Below are 26,055 nucleotides of genomic sequence, written 5' to 3' on the forward strand. Positions count from 1 at the left end.
TTGAAATAGCGATTTCCCTATCATTTAGGCACATCTAAACCTTTTCCCTCGAGTATTACTCCCCTTATATTTTAGTAACAAATGCAAGGAGGAGAACAATTCTCTAAAATATTATCTTCTTTCTGATCCTGTCTCAGGTATATAGTTAATGCTAGAAACAAGCTTTCTTTCCTGATTTCTCGTGTCACCATTGAAAAATGCTTCCTTCGTATCGTGAATGATGCCTGCTACTACTGGTGTTATCCCTTTTAATTCTTCCAATTGCTTCTTTACAAAAACTGCATCATCCGAAATTTTCACAGCTGTTCTTTTTATTTTTTCCGCAGTACTATTAAGGCTAGTTGTCATATGCTCATAATCCGTTACCACATCTTTTGCATGCTGCATATTCGTAACGGCATTTTGCCTTGTATGCTTGTCCAATAGACTTATGGCTGTTCCAATAAGGCTCCCGATAAAAAGTCCTTTTGATATACTCATTTTCATCCACTAGTTCCACCCTTCTTTTTTTAATCAATGAAGGATGGAATTGATTTGATTACAAGCCATACTTATTTTTTATATCTTGTAACAAACCTTCACAGCCATCCTTCACTAACGCAAAAACTTCTTCAAAATTGCCCGTATAATACGGATCTGGTACTTCTTTTCCCACAGCATGGTGCGTATAATCCATTAATAGTCGAACCTTTGTATAATCTAACATTTCATTTAGCTTTCTAATGTTTGCAATATTACTGTTATCCATTGCAATTAGATAATCATAATCTTCTAAATCCTTTTCCTCTAATTGACGAGCAAATATGCCCGTATCCTTAATTTTATTTACTTTTAAGATATCTCTTGTTCCATGATGAGGCGGATTTCCAATATGCCATCCGCCTGTTCCAGCTGAATCGCAAACAATCTTTTCTTGTAATCCTTCTTTTTCCACTAAATCACGAAATACAGCCTCAGCCATTGGGGAGCGACAAATATTTCCTAAGCAAATAAATAAAACACGTACTTTCATTTTTATTTTCCTCCATTTTTGTATTTACATACTTGATTACTTTTAAAGTAATTATAACCAATCTATTTTGGCGATTAATACTCTATATTGACATTTCTATGTTTGCATGAAAAGATGAATAGAACAACTTTATTGTCCAAGAAAGGGGAAAGGTATGAATTTAGATAATAAAACGACAGAAAACGTAAATTTCATGATTGAAAAAATAAAAGAAAAGCTAAAGGTTTTAAACATCGGCGCCATTAAATCCACTCATTTTGATGAAGATCTTTATGATGAAATTAAAGAAATTTATGAACATGTCATGAAAAGAGATTCTTTTAGTCCAAATGAAATGCAGGCAATTGCTGAAGAATTAGGAAACTTGCGTAAGCAATAATTTACCTATAAAGAAAACAATAATCAGTGGACACATCTCACTGATTATTGTTTTTAGCCAGTTCATTTTAACTCACAAGAGATTAACAATTGTTTTTTGCCTTCTCATATGTAGCTTTTACAGATCAAGCATCTTGATCTGTAAGTATCACAGGTCCTTCTTTTGTAATGGCAATCGTATGTTCATATTGTGCAGAGTGCTTGCCATCCATCGTCCTTGCTGTCCAGCCATTGTTATCCATTTTCATTTTATAATCACCAATATTGACCATAGGTTCGATTGTGAATACCATGCCTTCTTTTATACGTGGCCCTTTTCCCGCTAACCCGAAATGAGGAACTTCTGGTTTTTCATGAATTACTTTTCCAATGCCATGGCCGATAAAGTCTCGTACAACAGAAAGTCCTTGTTCCTCTACATACTGTTGAATTGCGAATCCAATATCTCCGATTCGATTTCCTGGTTTTGCTTGTTCAATCCCTATATACAATGCCTTTTTTGTTACATCCATTAATTTCTGTAGCTCTGCTGATACTTCTCCAACCGCATATGTCCATGCGGAATCGGCCAATGCTCCATTATAATTAACAACCATGTCAATTGTTACAATATCCCCTTTTTTCAGTGGTTCTTTCCTTGGAAAGCCATGACAAATCTCGTCATTTATACTTGCACAAGTTGCATATGCGTAATCACGATACCCTTTTTGCTCAGGCGTTGCCCCTTTTTCCGCTAAATATTCTTCTACCTTTTGATCAATTTCAAAAGTAGTAATTCCTGGTCTTACAAGCTTAGCAATCATTTTATGACAACCAACCAGAATCTCGCCTGCCTTCTTCATTTGTTCTATTTCTCGTTTCGATTTTAAAACAATCATTTTCAATCCTTCTTTCTATCTAAAGTTACCGCTAAGGATTAAAAGTTAGGGTTTTATCTATTTCCCCTAATATATCCTCTTCCTATTTGCGGTTTTATTAAGCATGCTACTTATAAGTGAGAATGTAATTTACTGCAAAGGAGACAAAAGTACAATGGTTCTCCTTAAGGTTAACACAAAAAAAGAGCCTATACCTACTCCAACTCATGATAAAAGATTATATTCTCCCTATCATGAAAAGGTGTACGTATAGACCCTGCCTATCTTACTTTCCTTATTTATTTAAAAGCTTTAGAGACTCTCTAGTAAATGCTGGTATATCCTCTGGCGTTCTACTTGTCACTAATTGATCGCCACACACGACTACTTCTTCATCCTTAAAGGTTGCACCTGCATACTCCATGTCCACTTTAATGGATTTATAGCCAGTAGCATTTCTACCCTCTAACGTTTTTGCTGTAATAAGCAATTGTGGGCCATGACAGATTGCAAAGACTGGTTTCTTTGCATCCATAAACGCTTTAGTAAAGGCCACTACTTGATCATCTGCCCGAAGCTGATCAGGAGAAAAGCCACCTGGGATAAATAAAGCATCGAATTCATCTGGAGTCACATCTGCAATCCCCTTATCAATTTTTACCGTCGCTTCTTTTTGTTTTCCTTCTACTGTTTTACCAGCTTCCAATTCAATTGTTACTACTTCATGTCCAGCTTCCTTATATGCCTTAGCTGGTTCTGTGTACTCAGAATCCTCAAACATATCAGTAATTAAAGTAGCAATTTTCTTACTCATATATAGCATCTCCTTTTCTTATTTTCTATAAGTAACATTCCCCATAGATAGAAAATAAAACATGCTATCGTTATTTTTATGCTTCATTTCTCCTTGCAAAATCAACAAAGCGAAACTTATCTGGTCGATGTCGGGACTCTGTAAATTGAAATAAAGTGGCATTTTCAAAATAGATATAGTTCTTTACAACAACAATGGAATGAAATCCTTCTAAATCAAGCAAATTATAGTCCTCTTCTGTCGGTTCTTCTACTGTAAATTCTTTTTTAGCAAAACTAATTTTTAAGTTCAATTCCTTCTCTATATAATCAAAAATAGAGCTTCTACATATTTCTTCCGTTAATCCTGGCACATACTTCTGAACGATATAATCTTTATCTAGAATAATCCGTTCCTGATTAATTTCTCTAACTCGAAAAACTTCCCATATCGAATCTTCTTTCTTAAGCTGCATCTCTTTTTGTAAAAGAGAGGATGGCTGTGTATTCAAAAAGCGCTCAATAATCGTTACAGAGGATTGTCCCATTTTATCGGCTAACTCCTTAAAGCTAACCAATCCCGAAATGGGAAATTGTAACTTTTCTAAATCAAGAACTAAGGAACCCTTCCCTCTGAGCTTTTGGATATATCCTTTTTGAGATAATATATTTAAAGCCTTACGAATGGTTTCTCTAGATGTATTGTATTGCTCTGCTAATTCATTTTCAGATGGTAAAATAGTATCTGGCGGGTACTTCCCATTTCTTATCGCAGCTTCAAGCTCCTCAAATATCATATAATATTTATTCAACACGCAATTCACCAACATTTTCAAATTATTCGTTACCATTCTACTCTTTTTCAGACAAATTGTCTAAAAAGGATTGAAAAACAAATAAAAAAATGTTTCATTTTATGTAGGAAAGGGTAAATACTACAAGATATATTTCAATATTTTGAACAAATAATGAAATTAACCTTTCTATTTAAGCATAGTGGATAGAACAATTCGTTCTTTATATGGAACTTTTCATCTATAAATGCTATGATAAATATACATACCCTTAAGAGTGAAAGTGAGTGAGCGTATGATTGGGGATCGCGTAAAGCAGCTACGTTTAGAGAAAAGAATGTCCTTATCGGAATTAGCAGAACAAGCAGGAGTCGCAAAATCATATTTAAGTTCCTTAGAAAGAAATTTACAATCCAATCCATCGATTCAATTTTTAGAAAAAATTGCAGCTGTTTTCAATATACCAGTTGATCATTTGATAAATGACCATCAAAACAAGGATGACTTAGATTCAGAATGGTTAAAAATTGTAAAAGAGGCTATGGATTCTGGTGTATCGAAAAAAGAATTTCGTGAGTTTTTGGAATTTAATAGATGGAGACTGGAACAAAAAAAATAATTCCATGCCTAAAAGGGTATACAGACATGCAGATTCGAAAGAGGTTTTTCTACATTGAATTTCTCATAATTAGCTCATTATACTAATTGTGAGAAATTCAACGTAGACATTTTTTTGCCTTTAACATTATAAATCTACTTCTATACAAATGATCATTTAGGATTTTCCTGAATTAAGTAATCCTTCTCACTTCGCAGAAATTCTCTTACTTCTTGCAAATTCATTCCAATATTTTTGGCTTCATTAATTAATTGAATCCATTCTGAATCCAATTCTTCGGTAAAAAGTTGACTATTAATCACTTAATTCTTCCTCCCCAAAAATACATTTGTATTTTGGCAGTCCGGCCATCATTGTTTAAAACATTAGATCCGTGACTTTGCGTCCCAAACTTTCGTATTGGTTTGCCCTTAACATTATAATGGCTTTGATTCGTCCTTTACTATTTTATCATTATAGCGTTTTTTCCAATTAAAAGATGCGATATTTTGTCATAAAATTAGGACAAATTACTAAAAGATTTCTTGTTTTTTCTACAAAAAATGTTATCTTCCTCGAATTTTATCGAAATAATCAAGACAAACGCATTTTACATTTTATTTAGCCTGCATTACTAGTTATTGTGACTTTCTATCATAGTATTGTGTTGTATAGCTTTTTATCACTTTTTTAAACGAATAATTAATATGAATTTGTTCATATGTAATCGCGTCAAAAAAAGGATATTCCGTTAAATCATTTTGGCATATAGGACAAATCCATTTTCCTAGTTCACTACTACTAAATGATGGTCTAAAGCATTTATCACAATTTTTCCTATACATTTTTCACCCTCTTTTATTCATTTAGCTTTATAAAGGGAAACTTTCATCACTGGAGTTTTGCTATCAATCCCTACTGAAGGTTAGTGGAACGTGCGGTTTTTAGGGACCGTTATAACGAACTCCTTACGTCATTGTTGTTGTCGTATAATCGATTAGTTCTATAAATATCTAAACCGTTCTTATTAAAGAACTTTTTTATTAGTATAGTGCAAATCTATCATTTTCAAAAATTCCAAAAACAGCCATTATTTCTTTTTAACGAACAAAAATCGTTCGTTTTCTTGAAATATCTCCCGTTTCCTAGCTTTTTTGTATTTTTTATTGAACGATACGTTCGTTATAATGAAATTGTACTTCTATATGTAGTAAGGAGAATATTCATGTTGGTTGGAATAAAGATAAAGAAGCTAAGATTAAAAAGAGGTTATTCTATCAATGAACTTTCCGATAGATCCGGTGTCTCTAAATCCTACTTAAGTTATATTGAAAGGGGCATTCAAAAAAACCCCTCCCTTCAAGTGCTGACGAAACTCGCTCACACCCTTGATACTAATGTAGAAGAACTACTAGACAATAACAATACTGTTATAGACGGAATAGATGAAGACTGGATGAGTTTAGTAGAAGAAGCTATAGAGGACGGGGTTACCAAAGAAGATTTTGCCGGTATTCTTGAATACGTTAAGTTCAAAAAAAGACAAAAAGACTAGTAACGCGAAATACTCAATCAAATTAGCGCAGGTACCACATGGAATGAGCTTCGGCTTTATAGAAGAAGAAGCTCATTTCTAATAAAGTGCAACTAACCAACAAGTGGCCTTTTCTTCTAACCTCACTATTGATTAGTGGCACCATTCAGAAATTAACTGACGGTGAATCTCCACCTATCTTCCTCATATTCTTATAAGCAACGGGTGGAGAGTCTTACTGGAGTGTAAACATGGGATAAAAATAGACTAGTTAAAGCAGAATTAGCATCCGATTTTAGGCTGCATTCTACTTTGACTAGTCCTTGGATTATTTATTTAACTCGACTGCTATTCTAGAACCAACTTCTGCGTTATTTTTAACTAATGCAATATTAGCTACTAAGCTTGTCCCCTCTGTTAGCTCTTTTACTCTACTTAATAGAAATGGAGTTACCCTTTTACCAGTAATATTATTCTCTTTCGCTTCTTGCAATGCTTTTTCAATAATATCCGTAATATATTTTTCCTCAAGAGCATCTTTTTCTGGAATTGGATTAGCAATTACAACCCCGCCATCTAGTCCTAACTCCCATTTTGTTTGAATCATATCTGCTGCTTCCTTTGCAGTTTCTACAGAAAAATTCACTTCAAATGGACTAGTTCTTGTATAAAAGGCTGGTAGAGACTTTGTGCCAAAACCAACAACCGGTACACCATATGTTTCTAGATACTCTAACGTTAAACCAATATCTAAAATTGATTTTGCACCAGCACATACAACTGCTACACTTGTTTTAGCAAGCTCTTGTAAGTCTGCAGAAATATCCATTGTTTGTTCAGCTTCTCTGTGAACCCCACCAATTCCGCCTGTTACAAACACTTTGATTCCTGCCAGTTCTGCGCAAATCATGGTAGCAGCAACCGTTGTTGCACCATTTTTCTTGCCAGCAATCAGATAGGGTAAATCGCGTCTGCTTGCTTTTTCAATATTGTCACTTTTAGCTAAAAATTCAATCTCATCCTCGGATAAACCAATTTTAATTTTTCCTTCTATAATGGCAATTGTTGCAGGTACTGCCCCATTTTTACGAATAATATCTTCTACTTCTTTAGCTGTTTCTACGTTTTGAGGATAAGGCATACCGTGTGATATAATAGTCGATTCTAATGCGACAATCGGTTGATTGTTTTTCTTTGCTTCCAATACTTCTTTTGAAAATTCTAGCCATTCTGTTTTCATGTTCATGCTCCTTTTAACGAAAGTATTTTCCGAAAATTTCTTGTAACTTTTTATTATTTAATAAAGGGTTTACTGTCTGATTTGATTGAAGTGTTATGATGGAGCAAGCAATTCCAATTTTGCATGCATTTTCTGTGTTTAGCCCTTTAATATGCGAATACATGATACCTGAAACGAGTGAATCTCCCGCTCCTGTTACATCAATCACTTCTGCTTCTGGAGTTAAAATAACCCCTGCCTCACCAAGTTTTGTAAAATAAATTAGCCCTTTATCTCCCCGAGTTATAACGACCTTTTCTACACCCTTGGCAATAATTTTTTCGGCAGCCTTAAAGAAATCTCCCTCTTCTTTAATTTTCATTCCAGTAAGTACTTCGGCTTCATCACTATTTGCAATAAGCCATGTTACTCCTTGTAAATTATCGGGCAATTTTTTGACCTTAGGTGCAGATACAGGGGTAATACATAATGCCATATTTTCTTGTCTACATCGAACAATAATATGCTCTAATACATCTCCTGAAAAATTAGTATCTAATATGACTAATTCCGATGTTGCTATATAGCCCCATTTTTTATCAATTGTATCTTTATCAATGCTGTCATAGATAGACATATCCGCTAAAGCCACAGCAAGCTCACCATCTGAATCTAACAGCGCTGTATAGGTACCCGTTCTATTTAGATTAGACAACAGAGAAGGAGTGATATCCGCATAATGCTTCGTAGTATCTAATAACCATTCCCCTTCATGATCCTCTCCTACAATAGTGAATAAAGAGGTATCGATACCCAGTCTACCTAAATTCTCTGCAATATTTCTTGCTACTCCTCCAGGTGACTGACTTGTTGAGGCTGGATTGGATGTTCCATACTGAATCGTCTCATCTGCTTGAACCTTACGATCAATATTGGCTCCGCCTATACAAATAACTTCTTTCTTTTTCGGTAATACATAAGCTCTTCCAAGTAATTTTCCTTCTTTTGTTAAAGAAGAAATATATCCTGCCACAGCAGAACGGGACAACCCCAGTTTCTCAGCTAATTCATTTTGCGTAACAAAGGGATTTTCTTTAATTAGCCGAAGGATGTACATCTCTTTACCATTCACTTCCATTTCCCCCTCAGGTTAAAGTGAAACTAACAATAATATAATGTGTAAAAACTTGTACTCTTACCTAACAAAACTTTTGTTTATATTATAAACTTTTGTTTATAGAAAGACAATAATTTATTCATCCCTGCAAAAATTTTATCTATTCGTCTTATAACGAGCATCCTTCTTTCTAATTTTAAAAAAAAAGCAACAGAAAGACTATCATTCGTTAGTCTTCTGTTGCTATTCGTGGTTGAATTAAAATATCCACTCTTCTATTTTGTGCTCTTCCTTCAGCAGTCTTGTTACTGGCAATCGGTTGAAACTCGCCGTACCCTTTAGCACTAAATGATTTCGGATCAAGTTTTTTATTTTCAAGGAGTAATTTCATGAAATTTAACGCTCTCGTTACACTTAGTTCCCAGTTTGAATCATAACGAGAATTACTAATTGGAACATTATCTGTATGTCCACTTATGATTATACTCCTTGGCGGATCCATCACCAGTAAGTTGGCAATTTCAGTAACGACTGTTCTATCCTTACTTCTTACATCTGCACTACCTGAAGCAAATAAGACATTATCTCTAATCGATACATGCAAGCCTTCCCCAGTAAGCTCTGTATCAAGCTTATTTCCTAATTTATTCTCATCAATATAAGCATTTACCTTTTTCTGAATGTCTTCCAATTCCTTTTGATCTTGCTGTTTCTTTAATTCCTTCAGTTCCTCTTCCGTGAGCTCCTTTGATTCTTCCTCTTTTTCTTTATCACCTATATTTATATCTGATTCATTCTCCTCCAGGGATGGTGTGGGACTAGGATATTCAAAGAAACCTGTCCCCCCCTGTAATTCTCTATTAAATGCATCTGCTATTGCGGAGAATTTTTTTGCATCGACAGAACTCATTCCATATAATACGATAAACAAAGCTAACAATAAGGTCAGAATATCTGCGTACGGAACCAACCAAGTTTCATCTATATGTTCATCATGATGAACTTTCTTTTTTTTCTTCTTCTTACTCATTCGCATTCACACTACTTTCGTTTTCCTCCAGAAATTTTCTTCTTTCTGAAACTGGTAAATACGATGCTAGTTTCTGTTCAATTACTCTAGGTGCTTCTCCCTCTAAAATGGAGAGAACTCCTTCTATCATTAAATATTTTTGGCTTGCTTCCATTTGTGATTTTCTTTTCAACTTATTGGCAAATGGATGCCATAAAACGTATCCTGTAAAAATTCCCATTAGAGTAGCGACAAACGCAGCACTAATAGCATGTCCAAGTGCTTCGGCATCTGACATATTGCCCAATGCCGCAATAAGTCCAATAACTGCACCTAATACTCCTAATGTAGGGGCATAAGTTCCCGCTTGTGTAAAAATTTGTGATCCAGTGCGATGTCTTTCTTCCATCGCCTCTATTTCTTCTGTTAATACATCTCTAATATACTCTGCACTTTGTCCGTCAACAGATAAAGATAAGCCATTTTTCAAAAATGGATCTTCAATATCATCTGTTTTGGCTTCTAAAGCAAGTAAACCTTCTTTTCTAGCTAATTGTGCCCACTCTGAAAACAAACGGATTAACTCTTTCGTATCCTGTATTCTTTGTTCCTTAAACAGGATACCAAATAACTTTGGAACTCGTTTAATTTCAGAAGCTGGAAAGGCAATAACTACTGCCGCAACTGTACCGACTAAAATAATGAGAATAGCCGCTGGGTTCAATAATACGATTGGGCTAACTCCTTTAAAAACCATCCCTACTCCAACAGCAATAATGGCAAGTATAATTCCTATCAAGGATGTTTTATCCATCTTGTTCACCTATCTTATTCCAAAATTTCGTTTCTAAGTCTTATCCTTTTTTTCGACAAATCTCCTCTTTTTTTTAGTTTTATTTTATGTAAATTTTGTTAACTTCTTGATTTATGCCAATAGTCCTGTTTTTTTCAAAAAAAAAGGGCGATGTTTTATCCCCTAGTGTTAATCATTCTATCCTTTTAAAAGATAAAAATCGAATAAGCAGTCAATCTTACGACGTAAGCCAAAAAACTATACCCAAAGACTTACTGAGGAAATAACCGTTCCTCAACCTTCTTCTGATAATTAGAAAAATGCTTTGAATGATTAGTCCCTGTTCGCTCTTTCATCATTTTATTAAATCTCCATAATTTTTCATTATATTTTCTTTGCAAATCCACTTTCTCTTCTTCTGTTTCACAAGAACGGATTAAATCTTCCATTGACAACAATTCCTGCCTAATCTTATCTTCCTCTAAAGAATATCCGGCATTTCTCAATACGCGATAAGCCATTCGCAATTCTTCTGGTACGGAGGCTAAGCTATCTTTTGGAAGTGGTTTACCGAACCCAGGAAGATTGTTAAACTCACCATTTTGGTACGCTTTTTTAATTTTGTCTTCTGAAACAAGAAACGAAAAATCCATTCCCATCCCCTCCTGTTTTATATACCTAGTTTCATTATATATTTTTCCATTCCCTTTCGTATAGGATAGACCATTTTTATGAAAAATAGAAAGGTAAGAAAGGGGTGTTATCAATGGCACGTGGAGAACATTTTAATCATAAAAAGAAACATCATCCTGGACCGCTTCCAAAAGACACAAGAAAGCATACACATACAGAGGATGCTCCTGGAGATGAAGAATTTATTGTAACACAAGAAGCATTTAAGAATCGAATCGAAGAAGAAGAGTAAGACAAATCAACATACGGCGTTCAAAAAAAGAGAATGGACGCCGTTCCTCATATTTCCTATAAACTAAAGCACAGCCCCTCTCATTCAACACTATATTCTATTACCAGCCTCAACTCATGTTATACTAGAATGTATCGTATTATTCTTAAGAAGCTTTTCCTTAAGTTGAATAAACAGAAATCAACCAACTTTTATTTAAGATCAAGAAACGGCCCAAAATTTTTTGTTAGAAGGTGTTTAAATGAAGTCACTTGTTTTATGTGAAAAACCGAGTGTTGCGAGAGAAATTGCAAGAGTACTTGGCTGCAATAAATCAAATAAAAGCTATTTAGAATCAGATAAGTATATTGTTACTTGGGCTTTAGGCCACTTAATTGAATTAAAAATGCCAGAGCACTATGATCCTAAATATAAAAATTGGAATCTAGATGATTTGCCAATAATTCCACAGAAGATGGAATTAAAGGTCATGAAACAAACAAGTCATCAATACAAAGCCATTGAACAATTAGCAAAAAGAAAAGAGATTAAAGAATGCATTATCGCAACCGATGCAGGACGAGAAGGAGAATTAGTTGCAAGGTGGATATTAGAAAAAATCCGTTTTAACAAACCAACGCAGCGCTTATGGATTTCGTCTCAAACCGACCGTGCAATAAAAGATGGATTTAAGCAGTTAAAACCAGGGAAGGAATTTGATCGCTTATACCAATCAGCTGTATGTAGAGCTCAAGCTGATTGGCTAATTGGATTAAATGTTTCAAGAGCCTTAACTACTAAGTTCAATGACCCATTGTCTGCTGGTCGAGTTCAAACACCAACCCTCTCCATGGTTCTAGAAAGAGAAAAAGAGATTCAATCCTTTGTTCCGAAAGAATATTGGACCATCACTGCAAACGTAGACTCACTGCAAGCAAAATACGAAAATAACCAGGAGCGAAGAATCTTTTCTAAAGAAAAAGCAGAAGAGATTGTGGCTAAGTCAAAGGGAAAGCCAGCTACAGTAGAATCCCTTATTATAAAAGAAAAAACAGAACATCAACCATTGCCTTACGATTTAACCGAGTTGCAGCGTGATGCAAATAGACGATTTGGCTTTTCTGCTAAAAAGACGCTAAATGTATTGCAAAAGCTATATGAACAGCATAAACTAGTAACCTATCCTAGAACGGACTCACGTTACTTAACAACAGATATGAAGGCTACCATGCTTGATCGCTTAGAAAGTATTGCTGGCGCATTTAAAGAAGAGGTGCAACCGGTCTTACGTAATAAAGGAAAAATCGAGGCAAATAATGTGTTCAATAACAATAAAGTTTCTGATCACCATGCCAGTGCGACACGTTAACCTGAAATTCTGATAGAAATATCAGTTGGGATGGTTTAGTAGAAAACTGAAGAATCCTTGAGGGGAATGAAAGCCGTCATGCTGTGCTGAAACCCTCACACTAATACTCCCCTAAGCAGGGAAGCAGACTATGGTGGAACTGTTTAAAGCGGGGTGAAGTCGGCGAAAGTGAACAGGAATTAAGAACTGTCACTTAGAGTAGTCGGGTGGTTGTAATATATGGTGAGAATGTGTTTATACACTGACGAACCTCTGAATGTACGAGTCTATAGGTGGTTACGGTATCTGTGATGATAACGTAGTACCAATTTGGTACGTTAGCGGAGTTGAGTAAGAATTGGCGTTATGAAAGACTCTATACCGAGCGAATGACGGTATTAAGCTAACAGGCTCAAAGGAGGCACCTAAGTATTGCGTTAACGGGAATCTTTGGAACGTGGGAAGCCAAGAACTGTATCTGTCATGACAGAAACTCATAGTCGAGGACAGTTGTAGACGAAAAGCCAGATGAAGCTACTTAATCTTGGTGAAAGTAGTGCCACAGTACCGATGAAGCAGTGATAATAAGCTGTAGAGGGATAGGCACAAGTCAAGTAAGGACAAGTTGATTGATTCAAACTATGACTCTGTTTTTCGGGTAAGACAGGGAAAGCAACATCCTTCAAAGGAGTTGTCCCAACAGAGTGGCGAACAAATACAGGTATAATGATTACTATGAGATGACACAAGTCTTTGATGACTTGTATCAAAAATCGAAAAACAACTTTTCGTTTCGTAATCTAATGGACACCATCTCCAGTGAAAATAATATTCGATTGGCATTTAGAATGATAAAAACTAACACTGGAAGTCAAACAGCGGGTGTTGACAACATTACAATTAAAGACATTAAAGACAAGGGTTTGGACTCTTATATTAAAATGGTTCAAGCAAAGTTAAATAACTACAAGCCTGATACTGTTAAAAGAGTCTATATTCCAAAAGCAGATGGTAAGAAAAGACCATTAGGGATACCGACAATGGTGGATAGATTGGTACAACAGAGTATTCGACAAGTCCTTGAGCCAATATGTGAGGCAAAATTTCATCCGCATAGCTATGGTTTCCGACCAAACAGAAGTACCAAACATGCAATATCTCGTATGATGTCCTTAATCAATATCGGAAAAATGTACTATACAGTGGATATTGATATAAAAGGATTCTTTGATAATGTAAATCATACAAAGTTGGTTAAACAAATGTATGCATTAGGTATTCAAGATAGGAAACTAATTAGCATAATCAAAGCGATGCTAAAAGCCCCCATACAAGGAGAAGGAATACCAAAGAAAGGAACTCCACAGGGAGGCATTTTATCCCCTCTGCTATCAAACATTGTCCTTAATGAACTTGATTGGTGGATTTCATCACAATGGGAAACTTTTAAAACTATAAAAAAGTACAAGACTTATGCAAGTCAGTACAATCAACAAAAGAAAACAAACTTGAAACAAATGTACATTGTGAGATACGCCGATGACTTCAAAATAATGTGTAGAAATTACAACACTGCCAAAAGAATTTATACCGCTGTAAAAGAGTGGTTGAATATCAGATTAAAGTTAGAAATAAGTGAAGAGAAATCAAAAATTATTAATCTGCGTAAAAATTACTCAGATTTCTTAGGAGTCAAAATAAAAGCCGTCAAAAAGGGAAAAACATTCGGAGGATATGTAGCACAATCTCACATTTCAGGCAAAGCAATGAAACGAATGAGCGATGAAATCCGAAGTCAGGTTGAGCTAATTGCTAAACAACCTGAATCTTCCCATGTGACTAAGCTGAATAGCATGATTTTAGGTTGGCATGAGTATTATAGCTGTGCTACCTATGCTAATATTGACTTCTCTAAATTAGCTTTCTCTTTGGATAAGTTTATGCTCCACAAACTAAGAAATGTAGCGAACTATGGAACACCTAAACGTAGCGAAATATCGCCTTTGTATAAGAAATTCTATGGAAATTCGAAAGCAAAAACGTGGAAGATTCACAAGGTTTTCATCTATCCAATCGACCATGTTCAACACAAACCAGTTATGAATTTCAGCCAAGACATATGTGATTACACCCAAGAGGGGCGAAACAAATCCTCTAAGAAATTGGAAAACAGCACTAATAATAACATCATTCAACTCATGAAAAATTATAATCCATATGAAACGGCTGAATACAACGACAATAGAATTTCAAGAGCTTCCATGACAAAAATGAAATGTGAAGTAACAAAAATTGAACTTGCTATAGACACGCTACATTGTCATCACGTCATACCAAGAGAACTTGGGGGAACAGATGGCTACCAAAACCTTAGAATTGTTCATAAAGATGTCCATAAACTTATTCATGCAATTAAACCCGAAACAATAGAAAAGTACAGCAATCTCATTGAAGATAAAAAAGCTCTTAACAAGCTAAATAAACTTCGAACTCAATGTAATCTTGAACCGATCAATCTTGTAACTACTTGATGGAACGCCGTATGAGGGGAAACTTTCACGTACGGTGTGGAGGAGGGGAAAATGAGTACACTTAACGGATAATGCCGAAGTAGAAAGTTACCTATTCCTATTCATTCCAACGGAACAGCCCGTTTTTTTAAATCGTTTAGATAATGAGGAAGTAAAAATTTATGATTTAATCGTAAAAAGATTTTTGACATTATTTTATCCAAAATACAAATATGAAACGATTTCTACTATGTTAGACATCAATGGAGAAACATTTGTTGCTCAAGAAACGAATGTATTGGATTTAGGCTTTAAAGCTTTAGATAACCGTAAAACAGATTCTGACAAAAAGATTCAGCTTCAAAAAGGAAAAAAGTTAACAGTACAATCCGTGATAATGGAGCAAAAATTCACAGAAGCTCCATCACGCTTTACGGAAGCTGATATTCTAGGGAAAATGGAGAAATTTGGGCTTGGAACACCTGCTACACGTGCAGAAATTATTGAAAGACTCCTTTCCTCTGAAGTGTTGGAAAGACAAAACGGAAAATTACATTCTACTTCTAAAGGGAAACAATTGATTAATCTTGTTAACGATGATTTGACTACTCCTGACTTGACAGCGAAGTGGGAAAATGAGTTAGAGGATATAGCAAAGGGAAAAGCAAATGCTCAACAGTTTATGGAGCAAATCAAGGATCAAACCAAACGATTTGTCCGTGAAATTAAACATAGTGATAAATCATATAAAATGCAAAATTTAACGGGCTCCAAGTGTCCGGAGTGTGGTTCCTTCTTGAAGGAAAAGAATACAAAAAACGGAAAAATTCTTGTATGCTCCAGTCTAGAGTGTTCCTTCAGTAAAAGAAAGGATCCTAAGCTATCAAATAAACGCTGTCCGCAATGCCATAAGAAAATGGAGATTCATAACGGAGTAGCAGGAACCTATTTCCAATGCAAACTGTAACGTTGTAGAGAAAGCGACAGATCGTAAAAAAACGATAAATAAAAGAGAAGAACGAAAGTTAGTTCAAAAATATAGCAAAGACGAAAGCTTTGGAAACAGTTTAGGTGACTTGTTGAAAGCCGCTATGAAGAAAGACGAAGATTAAATAGTAAAATCCAAACAATCACACGATACATATGATTGTTTGGATTTTTTCTATCTATTATGAAACTTTTCTAATAAAGTATTAGCTTTTAATTCCAAGGTAGAGGAAACTCGCCAATTTGCTTTCTCAAAAACTTCTCCCTCCCCAATACCAACAGCAAACATAGGTGTTTGCAATATTCCGCTCAAGCCTGCTTGCCCATCCTCTATTGCAGCACAATTAGCATAATCAACCCCTAAACAATCCGCAGCTGTTAAAAATATTTCTGGATCAGGCTTTCCTTTTGTTAGAGAATGAGGATCTACGATGCATTCGAACCAGTTTCTAATTCCAAAGCGATCCAAAAGATACGGAGCATTGGAACTAGAGGACGCAATTCCAAATTTTATCCCGGCATCCTTCAATTCTTTTAGAAACACATACATTCCTGGCAACATATTTTCAACAGTAAATTCACTAATTAATTCTTTATAATAATCACTTTTCTGATTTCCTAGCGCTTCTTTTTCTGATTCTGAAAAAACATTATTTGTTCTTGCCACTAAATCATCAATCAGAATCTTTCTTGGTACACCCTGATACCTTAAATTATCCTCTTTTGTAAATGGGACTCCGATTTTCATCGCCATTCTTTTCGTTGCTTCGTAATAGTGAGGGACAGTATCTGCTATGACACCATCAAAGTCAAAGATAACTGCCTGTAATTTATTAGCCATATAATCCTCCTTGAATAATCGTCACGTCTATTCTAACAAAAAATACAGCCTAGTTGTCACGCTCCTCTAAATACCATCAATTATTATCCTAATGTTACGATCAATCAGTTTATTTCTTATTCTAAAAAAGCTACAATAGAAGCAGCATCCATTCCATCCTTGGAATGGATGCTCATACATAGAGCTAATAGCTTATAGAAAAGGAGAATGAAAATGAGTACATTTCAAGAAAATCTTCAGAAATATGCTGAACTTGCAGTAAAGGTCGGCGTTAATATCCAAAACGGACAAACACTTGTTATCAATACATCTATTGAAGCTGCTGAATTTGTTCGTTTAGTAGTGAAAGAGGCATACCAAATCGGTGCAAAAAACGTCGTTGTTAACTGGGGTGATGATGTCGTTACTCGCACAAAATTTGAATTGGCACCAGACGAAGCATTCACCGAATATCCCGAATGGAGAGCAAAAGAGACAATTGCACTTGCGGAAGAAGGAGCAGCCTTCATGTCTGTTGTATCTTCAAGTCCAGACCTTTTAAAAGGGATTCCTTCTGAAAGAATCAGCAATTTCCAAAAAGCTTCTGGCACCGCTTTAAGCCAGTTCCGAAAATATGTACAGTCCGATAAAGTAAGCTGGACAGTAATTGCTGTGCCTTCAAAGGCATGGGCAAATCTTGTTTTCCCTGACGCTCCAGAAGATTCTAGAGTAGAATTACTTTGGGATGCTATTTTCAAAGCAATCAGAGTGGATCAGGAAAATCCAATCCAAGCTTGGCAAGAACATGACAAAACACTTCATACAAAAGTAGATTACTTAAATGAGAAAGCATATGAAAAGCTTCATTACACAGCTCCAGGTACAGATTTAACCATCGAGCTTCCAAAAGGACATCTATGGTGTGGAGCAGGCTCTATCAATGAAAAAGGTTTTGAATTCATGGCAAATATGCCGACAGAAGAAGTTTTCACCGTTCCTCATAAAACAGGTGTAAATGGAACTGTATCAAGTACAAAACCATTAAGCTATGGTGGGAATATTATTAATAATTTCTCTGTTACCTTTAAAGATGGACGTATTGTGGATGTGAAGGCTGAGGAAGGAGAAGAAATTCTTCGCCAGTTAGTAGAAACAGATGAAGGCTCTCATTATCTTGGAGAGGTTGCTTTAGTGCCACATCGTTCTCCAATATCACAATCTAATATTCTATACTACAATACATTATTCGATGAAAATGCATCAAACCACTTAGCAATTGGAAGTGCCTATGCATTCTGTATTGAAGGTGGGAAAAAGATGTCTAGCGAAGAATTAGCAGAAAAAGGACTTAACGAGAGCATTACACATGTCGACTTTATGATTGGTTCAGACAAAATGAACATTGATGGTATTACAGCAGATGGTACTGTAGAAGCCGTGTTCCGTAATGGTGATTGGGCTTTTTAAGCGCCAGCCTCCCAAAAATAAAATGAAATAAAGGATGTCTCATGGATTGGTTACAATTTATAGCCATTCCATGAAACATCCTTATTTTTGCTTCGATAAAAACCCTATTTTACTAATCGAATCGATTTAATCTTTTGCGATAATTCTAATTGGATTAGTAGCTTATAATTTCCTGCTAAGTATGTCGCAACATACCCATCATCTTTTGTAACATATTCCTCAGGCTTTCCTAATGTATCTTGAATGGCCTGCACCGATTCTTTTAATCGAATTCCAGATATCGAAATAGAGGTAACCAGTTTCGTATCCTTATCATAGTAATAAGTGACCTCTGGAAGATCTAATTGATTGTATTTCTGATTATACTCAGTATCCGTATAGCTCGAGTTTATTTTCTTTATTTCGTTTATATTGGTACCAATCGGATATTGAGCACCTATTAACATGCCTTGTTCCGCTAAATTTAGTAAACTTGTCGTAACACTTAAATTTTTATATGGAAAATAAAACTCTTCCTGCTCAAGCCAATTTTTAATGATTTCCTTATTCTCAATAGAAGTTCCATCCACTTTTAATAATTTTTCATTAGTTGGCTCAAGCATCCATGTATCAAATTCCATTATTTCATTATCTTTTTTTCTTAATGTCTGTATATAGTTTTGTTGAATGTTTTTGATACTTTTGCTGTATATTTTCATGCCATAATCTGTCAAGGCAACCAATTTCTCTTTATGAATAGTATAGAAATAAGCCATTACTTCATTTGCTTCTTCCCCTTGAAAAACAGCAGCAATATTTTGCTGATTAACAAGAAATGTTTCAATATTTTTTTGGGACAAATTAAAAATCAGCGGATTTGGTAATTCTAGCTCTTGTTTCACTACCTCATTTCCGTACTCCTTTGTCCATACGTAAAAGGAAAAGTCTCCGGATACAATTGTATCATCTTTTTTCCCAAGCTCATTATCTTCGACTTGTTGATACTTTCTTTCCCCTTCTCCTACAATAAATACCCGATACACTTTCTCTTTGACTTTCATATCTATTTCAAAATAAGCATTTTCTTCTACCCACTGTAAATCTTTCTTAATAACGACATGCTTTTTGTCCATCTCGTTCTTATGTTTTTCTGCTAAATAGGAATTCACCATGGAAGCCACTAAAATTCCTGCAATTATCATTACCCCTACCCATAATAACCAGATATATTTATTTCTTTTCATTATTTTTCTCCTATTTTTCAAACACATCTATTCTCTCTATTTGGAGAATAAATATCTCGATTACGGTTAATTATTGCCTTTATCATTGAAGAAAATGGCACTCTCACCATAAGTTATTTTATTTAAGGCTAACAAAAAATAGTACTAACATTTTGTTTAAGCATGACACACACCTATTTATAGTACCAAATTGCTCTCCAATCTACAAATCTAGCTTTTTCCAATTACTTTCCTCTTATCCTCCAAGACCATTCACACACAACATATGGACTATTTTTCTGCAAGTTCCACTTCACATCTATTGACCCACCTTGCGACAATACAAATAAATATGAGATGATTAATAAAAATTATCTCACATAAGAAGGTGTACCTTAAGGAGGTAAAAAATGAAGCAATTTCATCTTATTGTTAGCGGAAGGGTGCAAGGAGTTGGTTTTCGTTATTTTGTCCAAACATTAGCTTTAGAAAACCACATAACTGGATGGGTTCGAAATAAAGCAGATGGTACTGTGGAATGTATCGCCATTGCTCCGCTTGACACACTCCATGCTTTCGTGGAAAAAATAAAAAAAGGAAATCGTTTCATTAAAGTACAGCATATAGCGATAACGGAAAGTGAGCCGAAAGAACCATTTTCGATTTTCAAAGTAATCTATTAATCAAATAGGCTTCTCCTTATCCCTCTTCACTCTATTTTAGCAAAAGCAGAAGCTTGAAATTAAACATTTTTCATGTAAGAATAATTATATTTTAATAACCAATAATGGAAACAAAAGTGATATTTTCAGGAGGATAATATGTGGAAAGAATTTAGAGCATTTGCAATAAAAGGAAACGTAATTGATTTAGCCGTTGGGGTAGTGATTGGCACAGCATTCAGCAAAATTGTCAGTTCTTTAGTGGAGGATTTAATTATGCCTCTCTTTGCTCATTTTATTGTCGGAGTAAATTTTTCTTCATGGACTTATGCTGGTATTCATTATGGGAATTTCATACAAAGAATTGTTGATTTTTTCATTATTTCTTTCTCGATTTTTCTCGTAGTTCGGTTAATAAGTAAATTTAAGAAAAAAGAAGAAGTCAAAGATGAAGCTGTAACAGTAGATACAAAAGAAGAATTATTAAAGGAAATTCGCGATTTATTAAAAGCAGAAGCTGTTCGTGAAAAAGAATAATAAAGTGAAACTTTTTAGAGGTTGTTTTCGTAGTAATCTATAAATCATAACTCAATACGGGAGTGAAGAAAAAATGTATGCATATAGTCCAAGCAATGAATATATGCCCTCTGTTTTAAGAACTTTTGCCCTTTCACTAGGAATAGCTTTTATCGGCACGATGATTGGTAATTTCATACCAACCTACTTATTCTTGCCTTTATCTATTTTAGAAGTTGTTCTTTTATTAATTGCCATTTTTGCGAGAAAAGGAAAATCATTATCCTATGGTTTTTTATTTATCTTTACGTTTATTTCAGGAATTACTACCTTTCCAATCGTATCTTATTATGTATCAACTGTCGGGGGAAATGTGGTTATTAATGCATTAGGAACCACAACTGTTGTATTTGCTGGTGTCGCTATTTACGCGACAAAAACGAAGCGAGACTTCTCTTTCTTAAGAGGAATGTTACTGGCTTCCTTAATCGCTTTAATTACTATCGGGATTTTTAATATCTTTTGGCCATTAGCAACAGGCGGTATGCTTGCATATTCCTTCATCGGTGTGCTTGTATTCAGCGGCTATGTGCTATATGATTTTAATCGAATGAAGCATTATGGCGTTACAGCAGATCAAGTTCCTTTAATGGCGCTTAATTTGTATCTTGATTTTCTAAATTTATTTATAAGTATCCTACGTATATTCGGCATACTGTCCAGTAGAGATTAAAAAGGTTTGAGTAAAGAGGTCCAAAACCTCCTTGCTCAAACCTTTTTTGCTAAAAAAACGACATTTATCCCTTTAAAAATAATCTTCCAAACGACTTTTGATTTGTCGAATCATTTCCTCTGGATTGTCTTTTACAACAAAAGAGAAAACACCTCTATTTGTGTGCAAGTAAAGGATTTTATAGCGATTTGGAGATGGTTTAAATGAAATGTCATGTATCGCATTTAACGGAAATGTATGCTTTTCACTTGTAACTCTATCACTCCATAAAATGAGCGTTTTTTCTTCTTCTTCGATTTGAATATGTAAGTCAATCTTCCTTGTGATCACAAAATAGGAAAGGGAAAATATTTTCATTTTTACCTCCTAGCATCTATCCCTTGATAGTAATGAGGATACTACATGGGCAAGGAAAAACGGAAATCTATCCCCCCTGCAAAATCAGACAATGATATTAGACAAGATATCGGAAATTCCCCATCATTTCCTGGAAAATAATTTGATATTTCGACAGCATCTAATATCGTTTTTTTACCATTCGAGGAATCTTATTCATTTAACGATTTTCCCTTCGACAACTTCTTCCCCTATTGTTTAGAGATTGTTCCATATAAAGAAAATGGGATTTCTCGATTGATCATCCTAAACTTCTATATTTTTTTGCAAGCTCTTCTGTTTCTTTCTTCCGTTTCTTTCTTGCCTCTGCTCGTTCTTTCGCAGACTCATATAAACTTTTTTCTTCTTCCGTTTGCGGTATTACTTTAGGAACTTTTGTTGGTTTTCCATGTTCATCAATAGCAACCATTGTTAGAAAACTGAGTGCACATAAATGCCGTTCACCGGAAATTAAATCTTCCGCAGTTACTTTAACAAAAACCTCCATCGATGAAGATCCTGTATAGGTCACAAAAGCTTCTAAGCAAACAGCATTCCCTTCATGAATCGGATACAAAAAATCGACAGAATCAGTCGAAGCCGTCACAATTCCCCTTCTTGCATGTCGCATCGCTGAAATGGCAGCTGTATCGTCAATATATGCCATTAGCTTACCGCCAAATAAAGTACCATAAGTATTCGTGTCAGTTGGAAAAACAATGCTTGTTTTTACCACAAGGGACTCACTACAAAATTTAGACTCTTCCATATATCCTCCTTGCATAACCTTTGGGAGTTTGAATTTCCATAACATATCTACCTTCATTATTATATGCTACTTTATAAGGGAGAGTCTAATTTTCTTTGGTAATCTATTATCGAAAAAACGAATTTTTCTTCCGCGCTTTTAGTAAATCACCCATCCAACCTCTTGATTTGAGAAAGAAATAAACTACGACAGTAGACCCAATAATAATTGCTAAAGAAAATAGATAGCCTAACTTCCATTCTAGCTCAGGCATTATTTTAAAGTTCATTCCCCATAGTGCACCCCATGCCATAATGGGAGTGCATAGTGTAGTAAACACTGTAAGAGTTTTCATAATTTCATTTCCTCGATGTTGCGATACAACTTCTTCAAAATCGACAAGATTATTTAATTCCTTCTGATATTCTTCTACCAAAATTAATCCTCTGTCAATTCTTTTACTAATGCGCGCATATTCTTTTCCCTTTGTAATTTTCTCTCCAAATGCCTCTTCCAATGAATATCTTATTTCTAAAAAGGGAATCATGACATTCTTCCAAATAAGAAGTTCATGTCTAGATTTATATACTTTATCTAATGTCTTTATACTATTTCTCTGTTTTACATCCCAAATCAATTCATCTAATTGCTGTTCATAGGAATCAATATGATACAAAATTTCTGTCATTATTTTTCCTAAAATAACCATAAACCCTTCAATCGGCGTTTGCGCTCTCTTTATTTCCTGGATAAAGTTACTTCTATCGATATGCAGGCTATTATCTTTGTAATCAAAGGTGATTAGCGCTTCATTGGATAAATAGAAATGAAAAATTTCATACTCTTCCTTCTTATCTACTTCCCGATGATATATAAGGGAGCCACTTAATGTTTCCTGATCTTCTACTGACGTATCAATGTGAAGATAGTTCGTTCGTTTATCTTTTATTTCACGAAACCACGTATTTATTAACGGTCCTTTTTCTAACGAAACTTCTCCAACATCCTCTTCTTCTAACAACTGATACCAATCCCAGTTTTCTAACCGGTATTTTTTCATATTTATCCCCCTTACTAGTTTTCTATTATTATTCCCTGATCATAGTTTATAAAACTCTCAATGGGGTAAATAAAGGAATAGTAGTAAAACAAGAAGGACCAGTAAAATAATAGGAGGGATTCTCTCATGTTTGGAAAAAATTCAATGCGTACCTTTGCATTATTAGGAGCAGGTGTAGGAAGTTTTTTTCTTTTCACAAATAAAGGAAGAGATATGTTTAATCGCTTAAAAAACAAATTCAATTCTACGCAAAAAGACGATTTACTTTCTAAAGCAGGAAATCCCGCTCCAGATGATATTGGTGACAATAATATGGTAAATGAAGGTGCCATGTATTCGGTAAATTACTATAATAAACAAAGAAATAATGAATTAGCAGAAACATAAGTCTATTATGACAAGATTTGAATTGCGACTATGTATGATGATGCCTACTATGAATGGATTCAAAGCTAATATGTTCTTAGCTAAACTTAGTGAGGCTATCGAGTATTCGAAAGGAAACATCAATGCACCATTATCCTGTGACGAATCAGTGAGCAGATCAACTTTCTCCCACTGATTCCATTTTCTTTTTACAAATAAGCAATGTTTTTATTCATGACCTTAGGCTTTAATTGATCCTTCGCTCGTTTCATTCTTGTTTTCACCGTGGATAACGGTGTTTTTGTATGATTACTAATTTCTACTAATGTTTGATTATGATAATAGAAAAGGAGTAATGGTTCTTTATACATATTAGGAAGTTCTCCTAATGTATCAATCATTTCCTCTTTATCACATTTGCATAGTAATGTTTCCTCTGGTTCCAAAGCAACAGACGTATCTCGTGCATATGTATAGACAGTCTCTTCCCAAAATTTCTTCGAGGATTTTTCCTTTCTCCAATAATCTCTACATTTATTTAAGGCAATTTTATATAGCCAACTTTTCACTTTCTGGACATCCTCAAAGTATCCAAATGATGTATAAGCAGAAATTAATACTTCCTGATACAAATCCTCTGCAAGTTCTTTATGTTTCACGAGTGATACTATATAAATATAAATTGATTTTCCATATTCTTTCACTACTTGTTCAAATAATTCTTCTTGATTTTCTTCCGCTAATTGCGTTTTATCTATTAGGGATTCCATTTTCTTTCATCTTCCCCTTCCCTTTTTACGATTCTACATAATAAACGTCTTACAACATTCGAATCCCTACACAATTTATCAAAATTTTTTAATGAAGTTTATTTACAGGTGTTAACCATATCGAAATCCCTATTTTTTTGCAGATCGTTAAATAATGTAATGAGGCTAAAATGACTGCCCCTAAATTCATGCCGATCGCAATTCCACTCATCTGAAGCTGACTTAAAGAACCTAAATAATAGATTGCTGCATAGGAGAAAGAAGTTGACCAAATACTATGAAAAACTGCATCCTTTAGCAGCCCTAACCCTATTAAGTATGCTTGCATTGGAATGGTAAAGTAATGCAGCAAAAAATACGGCCATAAAAGCTGAACAATTATTGCTGCCTGAGTGGAATGAAAAAAGGTCATTGTCAATGTATCCGCGTAAAAATAAAATATTCCAACAGCAATAGTACCGTAGATAGCGGTAATTATCATTACTTGTTGCAATAGTTTTTGCAGTTTGGAATAGTCTTTTTGGACATATGCTTTCGAAACGGTCGGTATCAGCATTGTCATAAAGCTATGGGAGATAAAGGCTGGGAAAAATCCAATCGTCATTGCTATCCCAGCAAGCATTCCATACTGCTCTGTTGCGTTCGCTGCTGTAATTCCTGAAGCCACTAATGCACCTTTAATTAAAAATGGCTGAATAGCATGGGTCAGTGCATGAAATATTCGAAGTCCCGTTGTCGGAATAGAGACAGATAATAAATCTTTCCAAATTACCTTTCCATTCATGGTTTCATTCTTCCCTTTTTTAATCCGCTGATACTGTACGAAAAACATATGCATTAAGTACAGTAAGACGACTGTATCACTTCCAACGATTGTAAAAAAGGCAATTAATACAGATGTATTAAGGTCAAAGGAAAACCACTGAAATAAGAAGACCAATAATCCAAGCTGAATGATTTTTTTCAAAAAATTAGAAGCGGCAATTTTCCCCATCTGCTGTTTTCCCATAAAATAACCTCTTGCAATAGAGGTGAAGGAAATAATCGGCAGCAGGAGAATGACTAGCCACTTTAATAGTGGATGATAGGAATAAAAAATAGGGATAAAAGGTATGATGATAGATGCGATGATCGTTAGAAAAATAGTAAATATAATGGTCCACTTTAGCACTTGCTGAAGCATGGATAAATGATACTTTGAATCTTTCTCTGCTATAAATTTTGAAATAGATGTTGGCAACTCAAAGGTAGCTAGCAGGACGATGAGAAAAATAGTAGGCAACACTGTCATGAATAGGCCTAGTCCATGTTCTCCAAGTTCCCTGGCCATTATCATATTAATAATAAATTCAATACATTCGCCAAAAAAAGCTGTTACAATTAATAAGAAGGTCCCTTTGTAAAATGAACTCATGAATCTCTCCCTCAATCTATCTTCTACAAACGTAAATGTAAAAGACGTGTGTTTATTTTTCTCTTCTTTA

General features: G+C 34.8%; 30 protein-coding genes, 1 pseudogene and 1 riboswitch. Of the genes and pseudogenes, 12 read left to right on the top strand and 19 right to left on the bottom strand.

The window, feature by feature from the left end; genetic code table 11:
• Positions 1–111: 111 nt before the first annotated feature.
• Positions 112–486: a YtxH domain-containing protein gene (locus QQZ16_RS09470; protein ID WP_031537428.1), complete on the bottom strand. Its 375-nt coding sequence runs from the start codon at positions 484–486 to the stop codon at positions 112–114.
• 52 nt (positions 487–538) lie between these two features.
• On the bottom strand, positions 539–1,012 hold the full coding sequence (locus QQZ16_RS09475) for a low molecular weight protein-tyrosine-phosphatase (protein ID WP_031537427.1): 474 nt from the start codon (positions 1,010–1,012) through the stop codon (positions 539–541).
• A gap of 154 nt (positions 1,013–1,166) precedes the next feature.
• Here QQZ16_RS09475 and QQZ16_RS09480 point away from each other — a divergent pair, with 154 nt between their 5' ends.
• Positions 1,167–1,391 carry a DUF1128 domain-containing protein gene (locus QQZ16_RS09480; RefSeq protein ID WP_031537426.1) on the top strand — a complete coding sequence of 75 codons (225 nt, stop codon included), beginning with the start codon at positions 1,167–1,169 and terminating at the stop codon, positions 1,389–1,391.
• Between the two features lie 124 nt (positions 1,392–1,515).
• On the opposite strand, the gene map is transcribed toward QQZ16_RS09480, so the two are convergent.
• The 3 genes from map to treR form a co-directional block, all read right to left on the bottom strand.
• On the bottom strand, positions 1,516–2,268 hold the full coding sequence (gene map / locus QQZ16_RS09485; RefSeq protein WP_048717953.1) for a type I methionyl aminopeptidase: 753 nt from the start codon (positions 2,266–2,268) through the stop codon (positions 1,516–1,518).
• 274 nt (positions 2,269–2,542) lie between these two features.
• Positions 2,543–3,061, bottom strand: coding sequence for a type 1 glutamine amidotransferase domain-containing protein (locus QQZ16_RS09490; RefSeq protein ID WP_048717951.1), 519 nt, complete (start codon positions 3,059–3,061; stop codon positions 2,543–2,545).
• Between the two features lie 76 nt (positions 3,062–3,137).
• Entirely contained in the window at positions 3,138–3,854 is a 717-nt protein-coding gene (treR, locus tag QQZ16_RS09495; RefSeq protein WP_235248711.1) for a trehalose operon repressor, read from the bottom strand.
• Positions 3,855–4,128: 274 nt separating this feature from the next.
• Between treR and QQZ16_RS09500 the strand changes: the two genes are divergently transcribed.
• Positions 4,129–4,452, top strand: a complete 324-nt coding sequence (locus QQZ16_RS09500) for a helix-turn-helix domain-containing protein (RefSeq protein ID WP_031537421.1) — start codon at positions 4,129–4,131, stop codon at positions 4,450–4,452.
• Positions 4,453–4,604: 152 nt separating this feature from the next.
• On the opposite strand, the gene QQZ16_RS09505 is transcribed toward QQZ16_RS09500, so the two are convergent.
• Positions 4,605–4,754: an anti-repressor SinI family protein gene (locus QQZ16_RS09505; protein ID WP_082138297.1), complete on the bottom strand. Its 150-nt coding sequence runs from the start codon at positions 4,752–4,754 to the stop codon at positions 4,605–4,607.
• Between the two features lie 32 nt (positions 4,755–4,786).
• Positions 4,787–4,871: riboswitch (cyclic di-GMP riboswitch) on the bottom strand.
• 198 nt (positions 4,872–5,069) lie between these two features.
• Positions 5,070–5,276 (bottom strand): hypothetical protein, encoded by a 207-nt coding sequence (locus QQZ16_RS09510; RefSeq protein ID WP_048717946.1) that lies wholly within the window; start codon positions 5,274–5,276, stop codon positions 5,070–5,072.
• A 380-nt stretch (positions 5,277–5,656) separates the two neighbouring features.
• Between QQZ16_RS09510 and QQZ16_RS09515 the strand changes: the two genes are divergently transcribed.
• On the top strand, positions 5,657–5,986 hold the full coding sequence (locus tag QQZ16_RS09515) for a helix-turn-helix domain-containing protein (protein WP_081836628.1): 330 nt from the start codon (positions 5,657–5,659) through the stop codon (positions 5,984–5,986).
• 307 nt (positions 5,987–6,293) lie between these two features.
• On the opposite strand, the gene QQZ16_RS09520 is transcribed toward QQZ16_RS09515, so the two are convergent.
• From QQZ16_RS09520 to QQZ16_RS09540, 5 genes are all read right to left on the bottom strand, one after another.
• Positions 6,294–7,205, bottom strand: coding sequence for a pseudouridine-5'-phosphate glycosidase (locus tag QQZ16_RS09520; RefSeq protein WP_048717945.1), 912 nt, complete (start codon positions 7,203–7,205; stop codon positions 6,294–6,296).
• Between the two features lie 13 nt (positions 7,206–7,218).
• Positions 7,219–8,322, bottom strand: a complete 1,104-nt coding sequence (locus QQZ16_RS09525; RefSeq protein WP_048717944.1) for a carbohydrate kinase — start codon at positions 8,320–8,322, stop codon at positions 7,219–7,221.
• Between the two features lie 208 nt (positions 8,323–8,530).
• Positions 8,531–9,331 (bottom strand): flagellar motor protein MotB, encoded by an 801-nt coding sequence (gene motB, locus QQZ16_RS09530; RefSeq protein ID WP_235248731.1) that lies wholly within the window; start codon positions 9,329–9,331, stop codon positions 8,531–8,533.
• Positions 9,324–10,124: a flagellar motor stator protein MotA gene (gene motA, locus QQZ16_RS09535; RefSeq protein ID WP_048717941.1), complete on the bottom strand. Its 801-nt coding sequence runs from the start codon at positions 10,122–10,124 to the stop codon at positions 9,324–9,326. The genes motB and motA overlap by 8 nt, the downstream gene beginning before the upstream one ends.
• Before the next feature lie 251 nt (positions 10,125–10,375).
• Positions 10,376–10,756, bottom strand: coding sequence for a DnaJ family domain-containing protein (locus tag QQZ16_RS09540; protein ID WP_048717939.1), 381 nt, complete (start codon positions 10,754–10,756; stop codon positions 10,376–10,378).
• A gap of 113 nt (positions 10,757–10,869) precedes the next feature.
• On the opposite strand from QQZ16_RS09540, the gene QQZ16_RS09545 reads away from it, so the two are divergent.
• The 4 genes and pseudogenes from QQZ16_RS09545 to QQZ16_RS09560 all read left to right on the top strand — a co-directional run bounded on the left by QQZ16_RS09545 (position 10,870) and on the right by QQZ16_RS09560 (position 15,832).
• Positions 10,870–11,028: a hypothetical protein gene (locus QQZ16_RS09545; RefSeq protein ID WP_162837578.1), complete on the top strand. Its 159-nt coding sequence runs from the start codon at positions 10,870–10,872 to the stop codon at positions 11,026–11,028.
• A 241-nt stretch (positions 11,029–11,269) separates the two neighbouring features.
• Positions 11,270–12,361, top strand: a pseudogene (locus QQZ16_RS09550) (DNA topoisomerase); the annotation flags it as partial.
• A gap of 698 nt (positions 12,362–13,059) precedes the next feature.
• A complete protein-coding gene (gene ltrA, locus QQZ16_RS09555; protein WP_251627701.1) occupies positions 13,060–14,886 on the top strand; it encodes a group II intron reverse transcriptase/maturase in 1,827 nt (608 codons plus the stop codon).
• A gap of 157 nt (positions 14,887–15,043) precedes the next feature.
• Positions 15,044–15,832 (top strand): DNA topoisomerase, encoded by a 789-nt coding sequence (locus tag QQZ16_RS09560; RefSeq protein ID WP_284561314.1) that lies wholly within the window; start codon positions 15,044–15,046, stop codon positions 15,830–15,832.
• Positions 15,833–16,027: 195 nt separating this feature from the next.
• Here the strand turns inward: QQZ16_RS09560 and pgmB are convergent, their stop codons facing one another.
• Entirely contained in the window at positions 16,028–16,693 is a 666-nt protein-coding gene (pgmB, locus tag QQZ16_RS09565) for a beta-phosphoglucomutase (protein ID WP_284561311.1), read from the bottom strand.
• Positions 16,694–16,906: 213 nt separating this feature from the next.
• Here pgmB and QQZ16_RS09570 point away from each other — a divergent pair, with 213 nt between their 5' ends.
• On the top strand, positions 16,907–18,139 hold the full coding sequence (locus tag QQZ16_RS09570; RefSeq protein ID WP_048717937.1) for an aminopeptidase: 1,233 nt from the start codon (positions 16,907–16,909) through the stop codon (positions 18,137–18,139).
• Between the two features lie 104 nt (positions 18,140–18,243).
• Here the strand turns inward: QQZ16_RS09570 and QQZ16_RS09575 are convergent, their stop codons facing one another.
• Positions 18,244–19,362 (bottom strand): DUF4309 domain-containing protein, encoded by a 1,119-nt coding sequence (locus tag QQZ16_RS09575; protein WP_284561312.1) that lies wholly within the window; start codon positions 19,360–19,362, stop codon positions 18,244–18,246.
• A gap of 389 nt (positions 19,363–19,751) precedes the next feature.
• Here QQZ16_RS09575 and QQZ16_RS09580 point away from each other — a divergent pair, with 389 nt between their 5' ends.
• The 3 genes from QQZ16_RS09580 (at position 19,752) to QQZ16_RS09590 (ending at position 21,252) form a co-directional block, all read left to right on the top strand.
• Positions 19,752–20,024: an acylphosphatase gene (locus QQZ16_RS09580; RefSeq protein ID WP_031537403.1), complete on the top strand. Its 273-nt coding sequence runs from the start codon at positions 19,752–19,754 to the stop codon at positions 20,022–20,024.
• Between the two features lie 138 nt (positions 20,025–20,162).
• Positions 20,163–20,540, top strand: coding sequence for a large conductance mechanosensitive channel protein MscL (mscL, locus tag QQZ16_RS09585; RefSeq protein ID WP_031537402.1), 378 nt, complete (start codon positions 20,163–20,165; stop codon positions 20,538–20,540).
• A gap of 73 nt (positions 20,541–20,613) precedes the next feature.
• Positions 20,614–21,252: a Bax inhibitor-1/YccA family protein gene (locus tag QQZ16_RS09590; RefSeq protein WP_251627706.1), complete on the top strand. Its 639-nt coding sequence runs from the start codon at positions 20,614–20,616 to the stop codon at positions 21,250–21,252.
• Between the two features lie 72 nt (positions 21,253–21,324).
• On the opposite strand, the gene QQZ16_RS09595 is transcribed toward QQZ16_RS09590, so the two are convergent.
• From QQZ16_RS09595 to QQZ16_RS09605, 3 genes are all read right to left on the bottom strand, one after another.
• Positions 21,325–21,609 (bottom strand): hypothetical protein, encoded by a 285-nt coding sequence (locus tag QQZ16_RS09595; RefSeq protein ID WP_284561313.1) that lies wholly within the window; start codon positions 21,607–21,609, stop codon positions 21,325–21,327.
• Positions 21,610–21,889: 280 nt separating this feature from the next.
• On the bottom strand, positions 21,890–22,396 hold the full coding sequence (locus tag QQZ16_RS09600; protein ID WP_031537398.1) for an acyl-CoA thioesterase: 507 nt from the start codon (positions 22,394–22,396) through the stop codon (positions 21,890–21,892).
• Between the two features lie 106 nt (positions 22,397–22,502).
• On the bottom strand, positions 22,503–23,435 hold the full coding sequence (locus QQZ16_RS09605; RefSeq protein ID WP_031537397.1) for a magnesium transporter CorA family protein: 933 nt from the start codon (positions 23,433–23,435) through the stop codon (positions 22,503–22,505).
• A gap of 126 nt (positions 23,436–23,561) precedes the next feature.
• Between QQZ16_RS09605 and QQZ16_RS09610 the strand changes: the two genes are divergently transcribed.
• Positions 23,562–23,822 carry a hypothetical protein gene (locus QQZ16_RS09610; RefSeq protein WP_031537394.1) on the top strand — a complete coding sequence of 87 codons (261 nt, stop codon included), beginning with the start codon at positions 23,562–23,564 and terminating at the stop codon, positions 23,820–23,822.
• A 188-nt stretch (positions 23,823–24,010) separates the two neighbouring features.
• Here QQZ16_RS09610 and QQZ16_RS09615 read toward each other — a convergent pair whose 3' ends face one another.
• A complete protein-coding gene (locus tag QQZ16_RS09615) occupies positions 24,011–24,571 on the bottom strand; it encodes an RNA polymerase sigma factor (protein ID WP_048716776.1) in 561 nt (186 codons plus the stop codon).
• An 88-nt stretch (positions 24,572–24,659) separates the two neighbouring features.
• Entirely contained in the window at positions 24,660–25,985 is a 1,326-nt protein-coding gene (locus QQZ16_RS09620; RefSeq protein ID WP_048716773.1) for an oligosaccharide flippase family protein, read from the bottom strand.
• Positions 25,986–26,055: the final 70 nt, after the last annotated feature.

The sequence above is a fragment of the Bacillus sp. T2.9-1 genome, assembly GCF_950097965.1.
GTDB lineage: Bacteria > Bacillota > Bacilli > Bacillales > Cytobacillaceae > Niallia > Niallia hominis.